This window comes from Methylomicrobium album BG8, from assembly GCF_000214275.2.
GTDB lineage: Bacteria > Pseudomonadota > Gammaproteobacteria > Methylococcales > Methylomonadaceae > Methylomicrobium > Methylomicrobium agile.
This window is the reverse complement of sequence record NZ_CM001475.1, coordinates 3,002,871-3,020,921: the sequence shown is the minus strand read 5'-3', so window position 1 is coordinate 3,020,921 and position 18,051 is coordinate 3,002,871. Positions and strand designations below refer to the sequence as shown.

The window sequence follows — 18,051 nt, the reverse complement described above, 5'->3', positions numbered from 1 at the left end:
AGGCTTCGATTCGTCCCCTGTCGCTCGTTTTTTCGGAAGAATAAAAATTCGCTTAAACTATTATTCTGTTTTATTAAGTATGTGATGCATCTGCCAGAAAAATAAGCTAATCTACATAAAAATATCAGCATTTCCGGAGCTGTGAAGCGTTCGGTCCAGGTGCGCGATAAATTGTATTTTCCCCGGCCAATTTAAAAATCGCTACTATACTTCGTTAGGCCGCTTCAGGTTGAGGGCTGGTCATTTCCTCACGGTTGTTAGTATCTGTAAATACAGGCACTTCGAGATATGAATGGTGTTAATGTTCAAATTTTTTGGGATCTATCATGAGCTTGTTCGATCAGAAGCAGAATGCGGTTCTTGGCATTGATATCAGTACGGCATCGATCAAATTGCTGGAACTGAGCAAGTCCGGATCGCGCTATCGGGTTGAGAGTTATGCTGTGACCCCTTTGCCCAAAGATGCAGTAATCGATAAGAATATTACGAACGTCGATATTATTTCCGGTGCGGTCAAAGCCGCACTCAAACAGTCCGGCACCAAGCTGAGGCAGGCGGCCGTAGCGGTCTCGGGTTCTTCGGTGATGACCAAAATCATTACGATGCCGGCCTCTCTGTCCGATGAGGAAATGGAAGAGCAGATCCTGATGGAAGCCGACCAGTATGTTCCGTACTCGCTGGATGAGGTCAATTTCGATTTTGAAATACAAAGGATTAACGAACATAACCCGGAAATGGTGGATGTTTTGCTGGTGGCCTCGAGGAAAGAGAATGTCAATGATCGGGCTACGGCTTTGCAGAAGGCGGGAGTGAAAGCGAAGATCGTCGATGTTGAAGCGTTCGCGATGGAAAATGCGTTTATTTTACTTGCCGATCAGTTTGAGGATTCGGTAAAAGGTAAAACGGTCGCGATTGCCGATATCGGCGCCTCGGTCGTGGCGCTGAACGTCCTCCATGACGGGCGTACGGTTTACACCCGCGAACAAGGTTTTGGCGGCAAGCAGTTGACCGAAGAAATTCAACGCCGTTACGGGCTTTCTTATGAAGAAGCAGGAGTGGCGAAAAGGCAGGGAGGATTGCCCGACAATTATATTGTCGATGTGTTGGAGCCTTTCAAAAAGGCGATGGTACAGCAAATCGCGAGGTCCCTGCAGTTTTTCGTCTCATCCAGCGCCAATCGCGGCATCGATAGCCTCATTCTGGCCGGAGGGTGTGCTTCGATCGCCGGCGTGGACAAATTAGTGGAGCAAAGCCTGGGCGTGCCGGCGTATATTGCCAATCCGTTTGTGAATATGTCGTTATCGAATCGAGTCAGGCCGCAAGGTTTGAGTAACGATGCCCCGGCGATGATGATCGCTTGTGGTTTGGCTTTGAGGAGTTTTGACTGATGGCGAAAATTAATTTACTCCCGTGGCGCGAGGAACTGCGCAAGCAAAAACTAAAAGATTTTATTGCGGCGATAGGCGCGTCGGTGTTGCTGACCATCGGTCTGCTGGTGGCCGTGCATATTTACATCGAAGGGCTGAAAGAATATCAGAGCCAGCGGAACCGGCTTCTGGAGACGGAGATCCGGCTTTTGGATGTGCAAATCGCGAAGATTCGCGACATCGAGGAAACCAAGAAAAAATTGTTGGCCAAGATCAATGTGATCCAGAAGCTGCAGGAAAGCAGGCCCGAGGTTGTGCATCTTTTTGATGAAATCCCCAAAGTTACTCCGGACGGCATCTATCTGACCCAGTTGACGCAAGCCGGTTCTGCGCTGACTTTCGAGGGCAAAACCCAATCCAATGCCCGTGTCTCGGCGTTCATGCGGGCGATCGAAGCCTCCAAATGGATGAATTCTCCCAAAGTCGTTGTGATCCAGTCTCCGGATAAAAAAGAAGAGGAGCATGAGAGCGATTTTACGATGATCGCTAACCAGGGCGCCAAAAGTGCGGAGAAACCGTTATGAACCTTTCCGAAATCAATTGGGACTTCGAAGCCTCGGGAACTTGGCCACCGCCTATCAAAGCCGGCTTTATTCTGATCTTGTGCCTTTTGGTCATGGGCGGCGGCTATTATTACGATACGATGGATCAACTGGATCAGCTTGATAGTCTGGAGTTAAAGGAAAACGAGCTGAAGGCAACCTTTGCGAGCAAACAGAAGAAAGCGGTCAATCTTCCCGAATATGTGAAACAGCTGGAGCAAATCCAGGACGCTCTCGGAGAAATGATCAAGCAAATGCCTACCGAGGAAGAAGTTGCCAGCCTGCTGGTCGATATTTCGCAGACCGGCTTGGCGAGCGGCCTGGAGTTTCGTTTGTTCAAGCCTGCCCCGCCGGTCAGGAAAGAGTTTTATTCCGAATTGCCGATCGATATTCAAGTCGTCGGCCATTACGATGAACTGGGGTTGTTCGTCAGCGGTCTGGCCTCGCTGCCAAGAATCGTGACAGTCCATAATGTGGCGATTTTACCTATGGAGAAATCCAGCGCGCAATTAATGGTCATGGATGCGGTCATCAAAACTTATAAGGAAGACACCGATACACAGTCCGCCGACACTACCGACAAGAAGAAACGAAAGGGGGCTAAAAAATGAAATCCCATAGGCTACCTTTATTGGCGCACAGGCGTGCGTGGATGCCTGTCTGCTGCTTGTTCGGCGCCGCATTGCTTTCGGGTTGTGCCAGCGAAGATTTATCCGATTTGCAAGCCTTTATCGCGGCCGAAAAAGCCAAGCCGAAAGGCTCGATCGAGCCGCTGCCGGAAATCAAAGTGGTAGAGCCCTTTATTTTCAATCCCGAGGGCCTTCGCGATCCGTTTATCCCGCTGGAACAAGCGGTCGGGCAGGCAGATGCGGTGGCGGTAGCCGGTTCCGGCATCAGGCCCGACCTGTCGCGTCCTAAGGAGGAATTGGAGGCCTTTTCGCTCGACAGTTTGAGAATGGTCGGCACGGTTAGCATGAAGGTCGGCTTATGGGGACTGATCAAGGCCGGCGATAGCACGGTTTATCGCGTCAGAGTCGGGAATCATATGGGCAAGAATTACGGAAAAATCATTCGTATTCTCGGCGATAGAATAGAAGTGATGGAATTGATTTCCGATAAGCCGGGAGTATGGCGCGAACAGCAAGCCTCATTGGCTTTGACAGAATGATTTTCGAGGACAAAAAGATGATTAATCAACAAAATGGCCTTTTGATGAGAATAATAAGGACCTTTGGTGCCGGCCTGGTTTTATTTATCGCGCAGAACGTACCCATAAAAGCCGCCGAACTGGCAATTACTCGGGTGGACGTAGCGACGCAGGCAAGAGACAAACTGCAGATCCAGTTGGAAATGAACGGCCCGGCAGTCGCCCCGAGAGTATTCAAAACCGATAATCCTGCCCGGATTGCGCTGGATTTTTCGGGCGTCAAGAACGGTCTGCCGAAAAAAACCTATCCGATCAACCAGGGTGTGGTCAACAGCCTGTATGTCGCGGAAGCGGCCGACCGGGTGCGTGTCGTGCTGAATTTAAGGAAGCTCTGAATAAGTGGTTTTTATAAGCGACACCGTGCGACATCCGTGGCACCTCGCCGAAAATGGGCAAATCCTTCCCGGCAGCGCCCGCTATCGGGGTGATTTCACTCAGTGTTCTCGGTTTTCCAGGGCGAAGGACAAAGGTCTCCCTAGGTCGGCTGCAGCGCCTGCCGAACGTGATAAAGATTGCCCAGGGCAAACAGCAAGTAGAGTTGTTGGGCATTCTTGAACAGCCCCCGGTAACGCACTTTGGTATAGCCGAACTGGCGCTTGACGATCCGGAACGGATGTTCGACCATGGCGCGTAACGGCGCCAGCATGTGGTTGTGAAGGGCTTGCTCTACCGGCAACTCCTCACCCTTCCCCCGCTTGAACGGAAAGGCCCAAACCGGCTCACCTTCCAGGCGATCCGCCGCCAGATTCCGGTCCTTGCGGGTATAGGCCCGATCGCCCAGCACGACCCGTTCCTCGCCGTGCAGCAACGCCTCCGTCATGACCCCATCCGCCACCTTGGCGGTGGTCATCTCCACAGTATGCACTAACCCCGACTCGGCATCGACCCCAATGTGCGCCTTCATCCCAAAGTGGTAATTGTTCCCTTTCTTGGTCGAACTCATCTCGGCATCCCGTTTGCGCGCCCGGTTCTTGGTGGACGGCGGGGCAGCGATTAATGTCGCATCGACGATCGTGCCTTGCCGTAGCAACAGGCCTTTTTCGGCCAACAGCGCCGCCGTTTCATCAAATAGGGTTTGTGCCAACTGATGGCGTTCCAGCAGATGCCGGAACTTGAGGATCGTGGTTTCATCCGGCAGGGCGTCCTCGCCCGCATCGAGCCCGGCAAACTCGCGCAGCAGCGGCATGTCGTGCAATACTTCCTCCATCGCCGGATCGGAATAGCCGAACCACTGCTGCATCAGGTGAATGCGCAACATCGTCGCCAAGGGAAAGGGGCGGCGGCCTCGGCCCGCTGTCGGGTAGTGCGGCGCTATCCGGCTCGTCCACAAACTCCAAGGCACTACCTGCTCCATCTCTTGGAGAAATTGCTGCCGCCGAGTCTGTTTCGGTTTCTTCACAAACAGTGGGGCACTGAGTCCGAGTTGCTTCATGGCGGGCACCTATCGAAAATGGCAAGCTGCGGATATTTTATCCCAGGCGTAGGACTTATTCAGAGTTTCCTTAACGGAATCCGCTCCATTCGATACCAAAACGGACGGGCGGAGAGTCTTGCTGACGCTGACCAATGCAAAATCCGTTCCCGTGGCATCTTCCGTGAGTCCGCTGCCGGCTACGCCAAGCGCTGCCATTACCAGCCAATTGATTCCCCAGCAGTCGATTACCGGCTTCGATTTCAAACGGGGGGATAAGGGCGAAGGGCGAATTCTGGTTTCGTTGGCGAATCCCAATACGGTGGTGAACACGCGGGAAGAAAGCGGTAATGTGGTGATAAGTTTCATGAATACGCAGTTGCCGGGCCGTTTGAGTAAGCGTATGGATGTGTCCGAGTTTGCGACGCCGGTCAAGTATATCGATGCCGCTTCGACGGCCAAGGAAACGACGGTCACCGTGGTGCCGCAAAGTCCGTTATACGATTATTCGTTATTTCAGTCCGAAGGCTTGTTGACAGTCGAGTTTCGCCCGTTGACGCCTGCCGAAAAAGAGGCGATCCAGAGCCAGCGCGACAAATACACCGGCGATAGATTGTCGCTGAATTTTCAGGATATCGATATCCGCAGTGTGATCGCGGTATTGTCCGAATTTACCGGCCAGAATGTGGTGGCTGGCGACGATGTGACGGGGACGGTAACGGTAAAACTGGACGATGTCCCGTGGGATGAAGCGCTGGACTTCATCATGATGACCAAAGGATTGGAAAAATACGAAACCGGTAACGTGACGCTGGTCGCTCCGGTCGGCAAAATCAAGGATTACAAGGAAAAACAGCGAGAGAAAGAGGTCGTCATCGAGCAGCTCGATCCGTTGGTGACCGAGTATCTGAAGATCAACTATGCCAAGGCGGAAAATTTCAAAAATCTGCTCTATGGAGAAGATAGCGGAGGGAATACGGTGTGCGGACTTGCAAAAGGCTCGAATACCATCTCGAAAGCTTTGACGAGTGCCTCGGCCGCTTCCAGTGTCGCTAGCCAGGCTCAGAATCAGAAAACACAACAGCAAATGGCGAGCAGAGGCGGCATGTCTCCGGGACCGGGAATGACGTCGGAAGGGGGTTATGGACAAAACCCAAGCGAGAAACTGAATATGTTGACGGAACGCGGCACCGTCATGGTCGATTCGCGAACCAATACGCTGATCGTCAGAGAAACGGCCAAGCGGCTGGATGAAATTAAAAAACTGATCCGTAAGCTGGATATTCCGGTCAGACAGGTGATGATCGAGTCCCGGGTGGTGATCGCGTCTAGCGTATTTGCCCGCGAGTTGGGCGTCAGATTCGGCGTGGCCAAAATGGCGCAGGTCGGTTCGGGCAAAAATTTTGCGCTCGGCGGGGCCGGAACCCATGCTTACAGTAATGCACAACCCGATGCAGACGGTAACATCGGGGAAATACAGGATACGATTGTCGATCTCGCAACGGAATCCAATCCTTACGGCGCTTTGGGCATGACCCTGGCGAGGGGGGCCGATTATGTGCTGAATCTCGAATTATCGGCATTGCAGGATCAAAACAAGGCGCAGATTCTGTCCAATCCGCGGGTTATGACCACGGACCGCTGTCAGGCAACGATTACTTCGGGCCAGTCGATCCCTTACGAAACCCAAAGCGGCAATGGCGGCACCAACGTACAATTCATCGACGCCTTGCTTTCGCTCGACGTTACGCCTCAGATTACGCCGAGCGGCAGTATCAATATGGATCTGGTCATTACGCGCGACGAACCGACGACCGAATTGGTTTTGGGCCGCCCGAAAATAGATATCAATTCCGTTAAAACCAACGTGCTGGTAAACGATGGGGAAACGATCGTTTTAGGCGGCATCTATAGAGGCGAGACGGCCAACGAATTGAATAAGGTGCCTTTTTTCGCGGATTTGCCCGGCATCGGCTTTTTGTTCAAGAGAACTGTCAATTCGGAGGATAAACGCGAACTTCTGGTGTTTGTCACGCCAAAAATCGTCAAGGATATATTGGCCAATAATTAGCGGCTTTCAGAATCAGGTAGAAAAGGGGCGTGAAGTCCCCTTTTTTATTTTCAGGCCGTTTTCCTTGAAGATCAGGCTTGCGAACAAATTTTGTTCCGACAATTGATCTTGTTTAAAAGAAACAGGCATAATGGCGTATTTTTAACCGGTAGAACGGGCACCGCAGCGATACGCCATGCGATCTGAAAATATCTATTTAATCGGCCTGATGGGCGCGGGCAAAACCACGATCGGACGGCAATTGGCAAAAACGCTGAAATTGCCTTTCTACGACAGCGACAAGGCGATCGAGGAAGCGACCGGCGTCAATATTCCGACCATTTTCGAATTCGAAGGCGAGGCGGGGTTTCGGGACCGCGAGCAGAAAATGATCAGGCATCTTACCCAGATGCACGGGATTGTCCTGGCAACCGGCGGCGGCGCCATTCTGCGCGAAGAAAACCGGCATTTGCTTAAAGAAAACGGTTTCGTCGTTTATCTGAAATGTTCGGTTGGCCGGATACTCGAACGGACCCGTAAAGACACGCAGCGCCCTCTGTTGAGAACCGATAATCCCCGTGCCCGTCTGGAAAGCCTTTATGCCGAACGCGAACCCCTTTACCTTGCCTGCGCTGACTTTAAAGTCGATACCGGTGTGATGCAAAGCAGGGCCGTCGTCAATCGCATTCTAGAGCACTACAGAAAACTCAATTCCAATTCAGAATGATACATCTCCATGTCGAACTGGGTAACCGGAGTTATCCTATTTATATCGGCTCGCAGCTTTTGAGCCGGCCGGACTTGTATGCGGCGCACATCAAGTCCAAACAAGTCCTGATCGTGACCAATGAAACGGTGGCGCCGCTTTATCTCGATCGGGTAAGGCAAAACTTAACCTCTTATCAGGTTGAAACGGTGGTTTTGCCTGACGGCGAGCAGTATAAAACGCTGGAAATGTTGAACCGCGTTTTCGATGCTCTGCTGTCAGCCAGATTCAGTCGCAACGCAACCTTGATCGCGCTCGGCGGCGGCGTGATCGGCGACATGGGCGGCTTCGCCGCAGCCTGTTATCAACGCGGGATCGCATTTCTGCAAATTCCGACTACCTTATTGGCGCAGGTCGATTCTTCGGTCGGCGGCAAAACCGGGGTGAACCACCCGCTCGGTAAAAATATGATCGGCGCGTTTTATCAGCCGCAATGCGTATTGGCGGATACCGACGCGCTGGATACGCTGGATGACCGTCAACTGGCGGCGGGTCTTGCCGAGGTGATCAAATACGGGCTGATCCGGGATGCCGATTTTTTTGTCTGGCTTGAGCACAATATCGAGGCGCTTTGCGCGCGCGATAAAAATACATTGGCCTATGCGATCGAGCGTTCGTGCCGGAACAAGGCCGAGATTGTCGCCGAGGACGAAACTGAAAGCGGCGTCAGGGCCACGTTGAATTTGGGGCATACGTTCGGCCATGCGATCGAAACCGGTACGGGGTACGGCGCCTATCTGCACGGCGAGGCGGTGGCGATCGGCATTTGTCAGGCGGCCGATCTGTCGATGCGCAAAGGCTGGCTGACCGGGCAGGACGTGCAAAGGATCGCCGCTTTGCTTCTCCGCGCGGGTTTGCCCGTGATTCCTCCTGCCGGACTCGATGCCGAACGCTTTCTTGAACTGATGGCGGTCGATAAAAAGAATCTGGACGGTCGAATCCGCCTGATCCTGCTGGAGAAAATCGGCAGAACCACGCTGCCGGTTTATGTGGACCGTACCCTGCTGGAATCGACATTGAACGGCTATGGTCGAAATTGATAGTGAGACCTATCAAGTCAAATCAATGCGGGGAGACGATCGGGCGGCTCCTCCCCGCTTTCTGATTACACAGGGGAGGAGTCAAAATCTCGAATTGCTTCGGCATTTGATTGCGAATACCCGGCAGGCCGTCGTGCTGTGCGGGCCGGAAGGCGTCGGCAAAACCGGCTTGCTGGAGGTTTTGCAGCAGCGTCTGCAGGATGAATTGCGCTGGTGCTCGGTGAAAGGGCATGGCGGCCTGACTTTCGAGGAGATTCAAGAACGCACAGGGCCTTTGCTAAGGCATCAGCGGGCCGAATCGGCAATCAAAAAGGACTCGCCGGCTTTTTCCAGCGCTGCCGTTCTGGCTGTCGATGATGCCGGCGACATCTCGCCGGGCCTGGTCGGCCGATTGATCCAATATGCCGAAACGCATCCGGAGTTGCGTTTGCTTTTCGTTCTGACGCACGATCAGTGGCATATCAAGCATTATACCGATCCTGCGATCGAGAACTGCTATCTGGTGGAAGCCAAGCCTTTTCTTCAAAAGGAATGCCGTGATTTCATCCAGCACATTGCCTCACTCACGAACTCGCTACGGATCGGAAAAGAAGGGGCGGACGATATCACCGAGGCGGTTTACCGGGACTCGCACGGCATTCCAGCCAGAATGCTCACCCATTTTCCGGAACTGAACAAGCCCAAAGAAAGCATGGATCCTTTGACCGTTCTGGTTATTGCCGTCGTGTGCCTGGTGTCGCTCGCGCTTTCTACCCAATGGTTCACGGCCTCAAGACCAATCGGCGAAAAGAAGGGGGCCACGGCTCAAACTGGCGGGCGAGCGGCGCATTTCGATTTCGAACGGCCTGTTGTCAGTCTGCCCGTCGGCAATTTACTGAAATATGCTGCAAGTTCCGATTCGGCAGAGCCTCGGAAAATCGATCCGCCCGCGAATGATCGAAAAGCCGGCCAGATTGCCGGAGATTCCGGGCCGGAACCGACGGCGGCTTTTGAGGCGGATGGTCCTTCGGGAACAGCGAAACGGCAGGACGTCCTCTCCGAAAATGCGCAGGACGCGATTCCGGAGCCGGCTGTTCGTGTGCCTGTCGGGGATGGCGGCGTCTGGCTGGCTGCGCAGCCCGAGAACGACTATTCGCTGCAGCTGACGGTGTTATCGAAAGCCTCCTCCATGCGGGCTACCGTCGCCCGCCATGCCGGATTGCAGCCGGACTTGCGCATTGTGCGCTTTTTATCGAAAGGAAAAGAAAAATTCGTGCTGCTGTACGGCCGTTTTGCGGATGCCGAATCGGCAAAAAATGCCAAAAGCGCGTTGCCGGCCGAGTTCAGAGCCGCCATCGCCCGGAAATTCGGCGCGATTCGGAAAGATTTTCCATCCGCCAAACCCTCAACTCAGCGGGTGCGACAATCCATTAATCCAGGAATGCATAGCGAATGACAGAACTAAAGAACGATAGCTTTCTCAGAGCCTTGTTAAGGCAGCCCGTCGAACGGACGCCGGTGTGGATGATGCGCCAGGCGGGCCGGTATTTGCCCGAATACCGCAAGGTCAGGGAAGAGGCGGGCAGTTTCATCAAATTATGCACGAATCCCGAGCTGGCCTGCGAAGTGACGCTGCAGCCGCTTCGGCGTTTTGCGTTCGATGCGGCGATTCTGTTTTCGGACATTCTCACGGTGCCCGATGCGATGGGACTGGGGTTGAGTTTTTCCGAAGGGGAGGGACCGCAGTTCGCCAGACCGGTCGCTTCGGCCGCCGATATTCATCGGCTCGGCATTCCGGACCCGGAAACCGACCTGCGCTATGTGATGGACGCGGTACGCCTGATCCGGCGCGAATTGAACGGACGCGTGCCGTTGATCGGTTTCTCCGGCAGCCCTTGGACATTGGCAACCTATATGGTCGAAGGGGGCGGCAGCAAGACATTCCGCAAAGTCAAAGCCTTGATGTACGATGAGCCGGCCTTGATGCATCGGCTGCTCGAAAAACTGGCGGAGGCGGTTGCCGCCTATCTGAATGCGCAGATTGCCGCCGGTGCGCAGGCGGTGATGGTGTTCGATACCTGGGGCGGCATGCTGACGACCGAAGATTATCAGGCGTTTTCGCTTCATTACGCGAGCCGCGTGGCCGAATTATTGAAAACCGATGCAGAAGGCCGGAAGGTTCCGAAGATTCTGTTCACCAAAGGCGGCGGGCTCTGGCTCGAAGCGATGACCGAAGCGGGCTTCGATGCGCTCGGACTGGACTGGCAGACCGATATCGGCCGCGCGCGCGCGTGCGTCGGCGACAAAGTGGCCCTGCAGGGCAATATGGATCCGGTTGCGCTGTACGCCAAGCCGGAGGTGATTACCGAAAAAGTCAGAACGATCCTGGAACAATACGGTTCCGGGCCGGGTCATGTATTCAATCTCGGCCACGGGATTCTGCCGGACATCGATCCGGAGCATGTCGGAGCGATGGTCGATGCGGTGCATCGTTTCAGCCCGGCTTATCATCAGTCATAAAATCCGATTTCACACCAGTGAGGTGATTACATGAGAGCAATTCAGATCGTTTTGGGGATTTTTATCGCGGCGTTTTCGTTTGCCGCCGCCTATGCGGAAGATAAACCGGTCGAGGTGACCGTTTACCGCAGTCCGACCTGCGGCTGTTGCGGAAAATGGATCGACCATTTGAAGCAAAACCACTTCAGCGTCAAAGACAACATTACCGACGACATGGAGGCGATCAAGGCCCGCTACGGAGTACCGAAGGAGATGGCCTCGTGTCATACCGCCATTGTCGACGGTTATGTGGTCGAAGGGCACGTACCGGCCGCCGATATCATGAAATTGCTGAAAACCAAACCCAAGTTGACCGGCCTTGCCGTTCCGGGGATGGTCACCGGCAGTCCGGGCATGGAGATGGGCGGGCGCGTCGATCCCTATGACGTCGTGAGTTTCGACAAGGAAAAACATTTCGAAGTCTTCAACCACTATTCCGGCAAATAACCATGATACTGGCTGGCGATGTCGGCGGTACCAAGACGATTCTGGCGCTTTTCGAGTCGGAAGGAAAAGGCTGGCGCTGCGTCAAAAAAATACGCTATGCGAGCCTGGATCATTCCACTTTTACCGGCCTGTTGCAGCATTTTTTAGCGGATTGCGACGGACGGACGATCGGTTCGGCGTGCCTGGGCGTGGCCGGCCCGATCGTCGATGGCGACTGTGTAGCGACCAATCTGCCCTGGGTTCTGCTCCGGCGTGAAATCGGCGCCCTGGCCGGGACGCCGAACGTACGGCTGTTGAACGATCTCGAAGCGACCGCCTGGGGCATCCTGGACTTGCCGGCAGCGGATTTCGTGACGCTAAATGCGGGCGGCGATGCGCCGCCGCACGGCAATCGTGCGGTGCTTGCGGCGGGCACGGGGCTCGGCGAAGCGATCATCGCCTGGAACGGAGAAGCCTATCAGGTACTGGCCAGCGAAGGCGGACATACCGATTTTGCGCCCGGAAGCGAGCAGGAAATCGCCTTGCTGCGGTATCTGTGGGAAAACTATCCCGGCCATGTCAGCTATGAAAGATTGCTGTCCGGCGAAGGGCTGGTCAATATCTACCAGTTCTTGAAGAAAACCGGTCATGCTCCGGTTCAATCCGGGTTCGAGGAGCGGATGACCGAATCCGATCCTGCGGCCGTGATCGGCGAAGCCGGCGTGGCCGGCACCGATCAACTGAGCGCCGCAGCCTTGTCGCTGTTCTGCCGGATTTACGGCGCCGAGGCGGGCAATCTGGCGCTCAAGTGCCTGCCCTATGCGGGCATTTATCTTGCCGGCGGAATTGCGCCCAAGATCCTGCCGCTGTTGACCCGCGGCGATTTCATGGAAGGCTATCTGGAAAAAGGCCGTTACCGTACCGCCTTGAAGCAGATTCCGGTCAAAGTCTGCATCAACCAGGAAATCGGCCTGTTAGGCGCATTGAGTTTCGCCGCTCGGGCGTCTGTAGGCTCCTGAGCATACTCTTCCCATTTTTAATATTGTTGCCCGGATCGGGGAACCGAATATAATGGCCGGTTTATTCGGAAAAAATCAGTAGGCATCGGTTTTGAATATCAAAGAATACATGCAGAGCCTTGGGATCAAGGCCAGGCAAGCCGGAATGGAAATCAGCCGCGCCGAGACGGGCCGGAAGAATCTGGCGTTATCGAAAATCGCCGAGGCGCTCGGCAGCCGCCGCGATCTGTTGACTGCGGAAAACGCCAAGGATCTCGACGCCGGCCGGGCGAACGGCCTGGACGCCGCGTCGCTGGATCGGCTGACGCTGTCGCCGAAGGCAATTCAGACGATGATCGACGGTTTACGGCAGGTGGCGGCATTGCCGGATCCGGTCGGTGAAATCACCGGCCTGAACTACCGCCCTAGCGGCATTCAGGTCGGGCAGATGCGCGTGCCGCTCGGGGTAATCGGAATCATTTACGAGTCGCGCCCGAACGTGACCGTCGATGCGGCCGCCTTGTGCCTGAAAGCGGGCAATGCCTGTATCCTGCGCGGCGGTTCGGAGTCGATTCATTCGAACCGCGCGATTGCTGGCTGCATCGCCGAAGGGTTGGAGGCGGCCGGCTTGCCGCGCGAAGCGGTTCAGGTCGTGGAAACGACGGACCGCGAAGCGGTCGGCGAGCTGATTACGATGGACTGTTATGTCGATGTGATCGTGCCGCGCGGCGGCAAAAGCCTGATCGAACGGATTTCAAACCAGGCGACGATCCCGGTGATCAAGCATCTGGACGGAATTTGCCATGTCTATATCGACGATTCGGCCGATATCGACAAGGCGGTCAGGATTTCGGTCAATGCGAAAACCCACCGTTACGGCGTCTGCAACGCGATGGAAACGCTGTTGGTTGCGGAAGCGATTGCAGGCCGGGTCTTGCCTGTGCTGGCCGAGCAGTACCGGGAAAAAGGCGTGGAATTGCGCGGCTGCCCGAAAACAGGTTCGCTGGTTCCGTTCGCTCGACGTGCGACCGAAGAGGACTGGGGCGCCGAATACCTGGCACCGATCCTGTCGATCAAGGTCGTGGCCGGCATCGACGAGGCGATTGCCCATATCAACCGCTACGGCTCCCAGCATACCGACGCGATCGTCACCGAAAATTACACCTTGGCGCGGCAGTTTTTGCGCGAAGTCGATTCGAGTTCGGTAATGGTGAACGCCTCGACCCGTTTTGCGGACGGTTTCGAGTACGGCCTGGGCGCCGAAATCGGGATCAGCACCGACAAGCTACATGCGCGAGGGCCGGTTGGTCTGGCGGGTTTGACGACTCTGAAATTCATCGTGCTTGGCGACGGCCATATCCGTCAATAAATGATCGGCATTTTCGGAGGCACCTTCGATCCGGTGCACTACGGCCATTTGCGCGCCGTTATCGAGGTCGGCGAAATCTTCGGCCTGGAACAAGTGCGATTGATTCCGAACAAGACGCCGCCGCACCGGCTCGAACCTTCCGCTTCCGCGTCGATGCGGCTTGAAATGCTGCAACTTGCAGCCTGTACATTGTCCAATGTGGTGATCGATACCCGCGAACTGGACAGGGAAGGGCCGTCCTACATGGTCGATACGCTAAGCTCGCTGCGGGGCGATTTTCCGGAGCGGCCGCTCCTGCTGTTTGTCGGGAGCGATGCCTTCAACGGGCTGACGACCTGGCACCGTTGGCGCGAATTGTTCGACCATGCGCATATCGTCGTAATGACCCGGCCCGGTAGCTCGGCGCGACCGGAGAACGATTTTTGGGACGTCCTGCAGGTCTTCGAAGCCGGGGACTTGGCCCGGTACAAAGCCGGCAAGCTGTTTTTTCAGCCGATCACCCAACTGGACATCTCGGCCAGCGCGATACGGAAAATGATCGCCGAAAAACGCGACCCCCGTTTTTTATTGCCCGATGCCGTATTAGACTATATTCATAGTCATCATCTTTATCAAAACGCCTGATCCCCGGATCGGCGAATTTAGGAAAACGAATGCAAGCAGAAGAAATATTGAATGTCGTCCGGACCGTGCTGGACGATAAGAAAGGCAAATACATCACTACGCTCGACGTCCGCGGCAAGACCAGCTTTACCGATTACATGGTGCTGGTAACCGGGACTTCCGACCGTCATTTGAAGGCGTTGTGCGATTATGTGGTCGAAAAACTCGCGGAGTCCGGCGTCAAGCCGCTCGGTATCGAGGGCGATTTGGGTTCGGACTGGGTTCTGCTCGATCTGGGCGATGTGATCGTGCATGCGATGACCGCGCAGTCGCGCGAGTTTTACCAGCTCGAAAAACTCTGGTCGGTGGATCAGCCCAAAGAAGCCGGGAAGGCGGTTTAAGGTTTCCGCTCCCTGACTGCATAGATGCAGGCAGGGAGGAAAGCGGCGCGTTATTTCATCATCTCTTTGTTGAAAATCGCATCGATCTTGCGGTTGGTGTCGGCCGGATATTGAACCGGGGGCACGGATTCGGGAGCCGGCGCGGTGGCCGGAACAGGCGGGGCGGCCTGTGGAACGGGCGGAAGCGTGGTGTCCTGCGTTCTTCTTGGCGGTTCGTGCAGCCGCATCACGTCGCCGTAATTGGTATCGACATCGAAATCCTCCCAGATATACAGCGGATAGATCATCGGTTTGGTGGCGAGCGGCAGAGTGATCAAATCCGCGATGCCGACGCCCATCCGTCCGGCGGTATGAATCATCCCTTTCGCCAGGCCACCGGTAAAACCGTAGATGATATTGCTTTGGTTGGTGGTGTTGATCACGTTCTTGGGCATTTCGAGCCAACCGGTCGCCAGGTTCGCGAAACTGCTCACCGCCTTCTCGCCGATGCGTTCGCCGTAACTCTGCGGCTTGGTCGGGATTTTGGGCGAAGGCGCATCGATATCCCACGCCTGAGCCATCGGATCCGCCTTCGTAGGAGGCGCGTAGCCGATTGCTAGGCAAACGACTGACAGGGATGCAAAAGAACGTAAAAAAGTCATCATATCTGGTCCTGCTGCTAGGTATTAATCGATATCCAGCAAGTATAGCAGAGCATTTTTTCTTTACTTCTTTAATGCGTTCGCCAGCGCATTCGCCATGGCGCCCCGTATCGGCGGCGCGGGCGGAGCGGATTTTCCCTGAGATTTGCGGGTGGCGGTTTCGCGTTTCGGCGTACGGCTGACTTCCGCATCCGACTTCATCGACAGAGCGATCCGTTGGCGTTCCACATCCACTTCGACCACCTTGACTTCGACGATGTCGCCGGCCTTTACGACTTCGCGCGGATCCTTGACGAAATTGTCCGCGAGATGAGAAATGTGCACCAAACCGTCCTGATGCACGCCGATATCGACAAAAGCGCCGAAATTGGCGACGTTGGTTACCACGCCGTTCAAGCGCATGCCGGGTTCGAGATCGGTGATCTTTTCGACCCCGGCCTTGAACTGCACGCTTTTGAATTCGGGACGCGGATCGCGTCCGGGTTTTTCGAGTTCGCGCACAATGTCGGTCACGGTCGGCACGCCGAACCGGTCGTCGGTGTAGCGAGCCGGGTCGAGACGTCTTAGAATTTGCGACTGGCCGATCAGATCGCGGATCGATTTGCCTGTGTCCTTAATGATCGCTTCGACGACCGGATAGGCTTCCGGGTGCACCGCGGAGGCATCGAGCGGGTTGTCGCCGTTCGTGATGCGCAGGAAGCCGGCCGCCTGCTCGTAGGCCTTCTCGCCGAGGCGGGGCACTTTTTTCAACTGCGCGCGGTTCGCGAACGGCCCGTGCTCGTCCCGGTAGGCGACGATGTTTTCGCTGACGCTTTGCGACAGGCCGGAAACCTGCTTCAGCAGCGGGGCGGAGGCGGTGTTCACGTCGACGCCGACCGCGTTCACGCAGTCCTCGACGACCGCATCCAGGCCGCGCGCCAGCTGTACCTGGTTCACGTCGTGCTGGTATTGGCCGACGCCGATCGATTTCGGCTCGATCTTGACCAGTTCGGCCAGCGGGTCCTGCAAGCGCCGCGCGATCGAAACCGCGCCGCGCAGGGAAACGTCGAGGCCGGGGAATTCTTTCGCGGCCAGCTCGGAGGCCGAGTAAACCGACGCCCCCGCTTCGGAGACGACGATCTTGCTGAATCTCAGTTCCGGGTGCTGTTTCTGCAGGTCGGCGACCAACTGGTCGGTTTCGCGCGAGCCGGTGCCGTTGCCGATGCTGACCAGTTGCACCTGATGTTTTGCGACCAATCGGGCGAGGGTCGCGATCGATTCATGCCAGGCATTCCGCGGCGGGTGAGGGTAGATCGTGTCGGTGGCGAGCAGTTTGCCGGTCGCGTCGACGACCGCGACCTTGACGCCGGTGCGGATGCCGGGGTCCAGGCCCATCGTGGCTTTATGGCCGGCCGGCGCGGCCAGCAGCAGATCGCGCAGGTTGCTCGAAAATACCCGGATCGCCTCCTGTTCGGCGGCTTCCCGGACCCGCATTTTCAAGTCCAGGTCGATGCGGGTGAACAGTTTGATTTTCCAGGCGAGACGTGCCGTTTCGGCCAGCCAGGCATCGGCCGGTTTGTCGGTGCCGGTTACGCCGAGCCGCCGGGCGGTAAACTGCGCGCAGAGATCGTGTTCCTGCTGTTCCTCCTGGGCCGGCTTCAGGGTCAGCGTCAGCAAATCCTCGTTGCGTCCGCGCAACAACGCCAACGCCCGATGCGAGGGGGTTTTGTTGATCGCCTCCTGATAATCGAAGTAATCGCGGAATTTGCTCGCCTCCCGCTCTTTGCCGGGCGTCACGGTCGCATGCAGGATGCCTTTTCCCCAGGTTCGCTCGCGCAGTTCGGCCAGCAGCTCGGCATCTTCCGACAGGCGTTCCATGAGGATCTGGCGGGCGCCTTCCAGCGCGGCGGCATGGTCCGCAACGCCTTTTTCGGGATCGATGAAGCCGGCGGCAAATTGTTCGGGGATCAGGCTGCGATCGGCCAAGAGGGCATCGGCTAGCGGTTCGAGCCCCGCTTCGCGCGCAATTTGGGCTTTCGTGCGGCGGCGGGGCTTGTAGGGCAGGTACAAGTCTTCGAGCAGGGTTTTGGTATCAGCTTCGTTGATGGCCAGTTCCAGTTCCGGCGTCAGTTTGTCCTGGCCGCGAATGCTGTCGAGAATCGTCGCGCGCCGGTCGTTCAGTTCGCGCAAATAGAATAAACGCTCTTCGAGGGTTCGAAGCTGCGTGTCGTCGAGGCCGCCGGTGGCTTCCTTGCGGTAGCGGGCGATGAACGGCACGGTCGCGCCCTCATCGAGCAGGGCCACGGCGGCATTGACTTGGCGGATATTGACGGCGAGTTCTTCGGCGATGCGTTGATTAACGTCCATTTCGAATGCTGTTTGGTTGAAAGCGGCAGATTTTATCAGTAAGCGCGGGCCAGCGGTTGAGGAAATTTTTCTGAAACCGCATTTGGGGCTTCGGGCTCTCGGATAGCGTAAGTGTTGTTCATTTGCAACAGCCAGGCGTTCCTAATTCGGCATTGAGATTTTAATTTGCTATAATTCCGTCGTAAACAGAGCGAGCAGCCAGCCGCGTTAGGAAGACCGAAACATTCCGAACCTATAGCTCCGCTGCTTGTCCAATTTGCAAAAATGCAGGAAGCCTTGGATGGTT

18 protein-coding genes are annotated in these 18,051 nt (G+C 55.8%); 15 read left to right on the top strand and 3 right to left on the bottom strand.

Going from position 1 to position 18,051, the window contains the following annotated elements:
- Positions 1-326: 326 nt before the first annotated feature.
- The 5 genes from METAL_RS12980 to METAL_RS12960 are packed head-to-tail and all read left to right on the top strand — an operon-like array spanning position 327 to position 3,511.
- Positions 327-1,388, top strand: coding sequence for a pilus assembly protein PilM (locus tag METAL_RS12980; RefSeq protein ID WP_005372987.1), 1,062 nt, complete (start codon positions 327-329; stop codon positions 1,386-1,388).
- Positions 1,388-1,951 carry a PilN domain-containing protein gene (locus METAL_RS12975; protein WP_005372986.1) on the top strand — a complete coding sequence of 188 codons (564 nt, stop codon included), beginning with the start codon at positions 1,388-1,390 and terminating at the stop codon, positions 1,949-1,951. The genes METAL_RS12980 and METAL_RS12975 overlap by 1 nt, the downstream gene beginning before the upstream one ends.
- Positions 1,948-2,580, top strand: coding sequence for a type IV pilus inner membrane component PilO (locus METAL_RS12970; RefSeq protein ID WP_005372985.1), 633 nt, complete (start codon positions 1,948-1,950; stop codon positions 2,578-2,580). The genes METAL_RS12975 and METAL_RS12970 overlap by 4 nt, the downstream gene beginning before the upstream one ends.
- 41 nt (positions 2,581-2,621) lie before the next feature.
- Positions 2,622-3,137 carry a pilus assembly protein PilP gene (locus METAL_RS12965; RefSeq protein ID WP_005372984.1) on the top strand — a complete coding sequence of 172 codons (516 nt, stop codon included), beginning with the start codon at positions 2,622-2,624 and terminating at the stop codon, positions 3,135-3,137.
- A 44-nt stretch (positions 3,138-3,181) separates the two neighbouring features.
- Positions 3,182-3,511 carry an AMIN domain-containing protein gene (locus METAL_RS12960; protein ID WP_245549368.1) on the top strand — a complete coding sequence of 110 codons (330 nt, stop codon included), beginning with the start codon at positions 3,182-3,184 and terminating at the stop codon, positions 3,509-3,511.
- A gap of 140 nt (positions 3,512-3,651) precedes the next feature.
- Here METAL_RS12960 and METAL_RS12955 read toward each other — a convergent pair whose 3' ends face one another.
- Positions 3,652-4,608: an IS5 family transposase gene (locus METAL_RS12955; RefSeq protein ID WP_005369238.1), complete on the bottom strand. Its 957-nt coding sequence runs from the start codon at positions 4,606-4,608 to the stop codon at positions 3,652-3,654.
- 151 nt (positions 4,609-4,759) lie between these two features.
- Between METAL_RS12955 and METAL_RS12950 the strand changes: the two genes are divergently transcribed.
- The 10 genes from METAL_RS12950 (at position 4,760) to rsfS (ending at position 14,778) form a co-directional block, all read left to right on the top strand.
- On the top strand, positions 4,760-6,658 hold the full coding sequence (locus tag METAL_RS12950) for a type IV pilus secretin PilQ (protein ID WP_245549367.1): 1,899 nt from the start codon (positions 4,760-4,762) through the stop codon (positions 6,656-6,658).
- Positions 6,659-6,833: 175 nt separating this feature from the next.
- Positions 6,834-7,364: a shikimate kinase AroK gene (aroK, locus tag METAL_RS12945; RefSeq protein WP_005372983.1), complete on the top strand. Its 531-nt coding sequence runs from the start codon at positions 6,834-6,836 to the stop codon at positions 7,362-7,364.
- Positions 7,361-8,443, top strand: a complete 1,083-nt coding sequence (gene aroB, locus METAL_RS12940; protein WP_005372982.1) for a 3-dehydroquinate synthase — start codon at positions 7,361-7,363, stop codon at positions 8,441-8,443. The genes aroK and aroB overlap by 4 nt, the downstream gene beginning before the upstream one ends.
- Positions 8,430-9,878: an SPOR domain-containing protein gene (locus METAL_RS12935; RefSeq protein ID WP_005372975.1), complete on the top strand. Its 1,449-nt coding sequence runs from the start codon at positions 8,430-8,432 to the stop codon at positions 9,876-9,878. The genes aroB and METAL_RS12935 overlap by 14 nt, the downstream gene beginning before the upstream one ends.
- Positions 9,875-10,942: a uroporphyrinogen decarboxylase gene (gene hemE / locus METAL_RS12930; RefSeq protein WP_005372974.1), complete on the top strand. Its 1,068-nt coding sequence runs from the start codon at positions 9,875-9,877 to the stop codon at positions 10,940-10,942. Before METAL_RS12935 ends, hemE begins: the two co-directional genes overlap by 4 nt.
- A gap of 30 nt (positions 10,943-10,972) precedes the next feature.
- A complete protein-coding gene (locus METAL_RS12925) occupies positions 10,973-11,428 on the top strand; it encodes a DUF411 domain-containing protein (RefSeq protein ID WP_005372969.1) in 456 nt (151 codons plus the stop codon).
- Between the two features lie 2 nt (positions 11,429-11,430).
- Entirely contained in the window at positions 11,431-12,426 is a 996-nt protein-coding gene (glk, locus tag METAL_RS12920; protein WP_005372967.1) for a glucokinase, read from the top strand.
- A gap of 109 nt (positions 12,427-12,535) precedes the next feature.
- Positions 12,536-13,774, top strand: a complete 1,239-nt coding sequence (locus METAL_RS12915) for a glutamate-5-semialdehyde dehydrogenase (RefSeq protein WP_157203511.1) — start codon at positions 12,536-12,538, stop codon at positions 13,772-13,774.
- Positions 13,775-14,398, top strand: coding sequence for a nicotinate-nucleotide adenylyltransferase (gene nadD / locus METAL_RS12910; protein WP_005372964.1), 624 nt, complete (start codon positions 13,775-13,777; stop codon positions 14,396-14,398). It abuts the gene before it with no gap.
- A gap of 29 nt (positions 14,399-14,427) precedes the next feature.
- Positions 14,428-14,778: a ribosome silencing factor gene (gene rsfS, locus METAL_RS12905; RefSeq protein WP_005372962.1), complete on the top strand. Its 351-nt coding sequence runs from the start codon at positions 14,428-14,430 to the stop codon at positions 14,776-14,778.
- Between the two features lie 50 nt (positions 14,779-14,828).
- Here rsfS and METAL_RS12900 read toward each other — a convergent pair whose 3' ends face one another.
- Positions 14,829-15,338, bottom strand: coding sequence for an exosortase system-associated protein, TIGR04073 family (locus METAL_RS12900; RefSeq protein ID WP_245549366.1), 510 nt, complete (start codon positions 15,336-15,338; stop codon positions 14,829-14,831).
- 144 nt (positions 15,339-15,482) lie between these two features.
- Positions 15,483-17,765, bottom strand: a complete 2,283-nt coding sequence (locus METAL_RS12895; protein ID WP_005372958.1) for a Tex family protein — start codon at positions 17,763-17,765, stop codon at positions 15,483-15,485.
- Positions 17,766-18,051 lie beyond the last annotated feature (286 nt).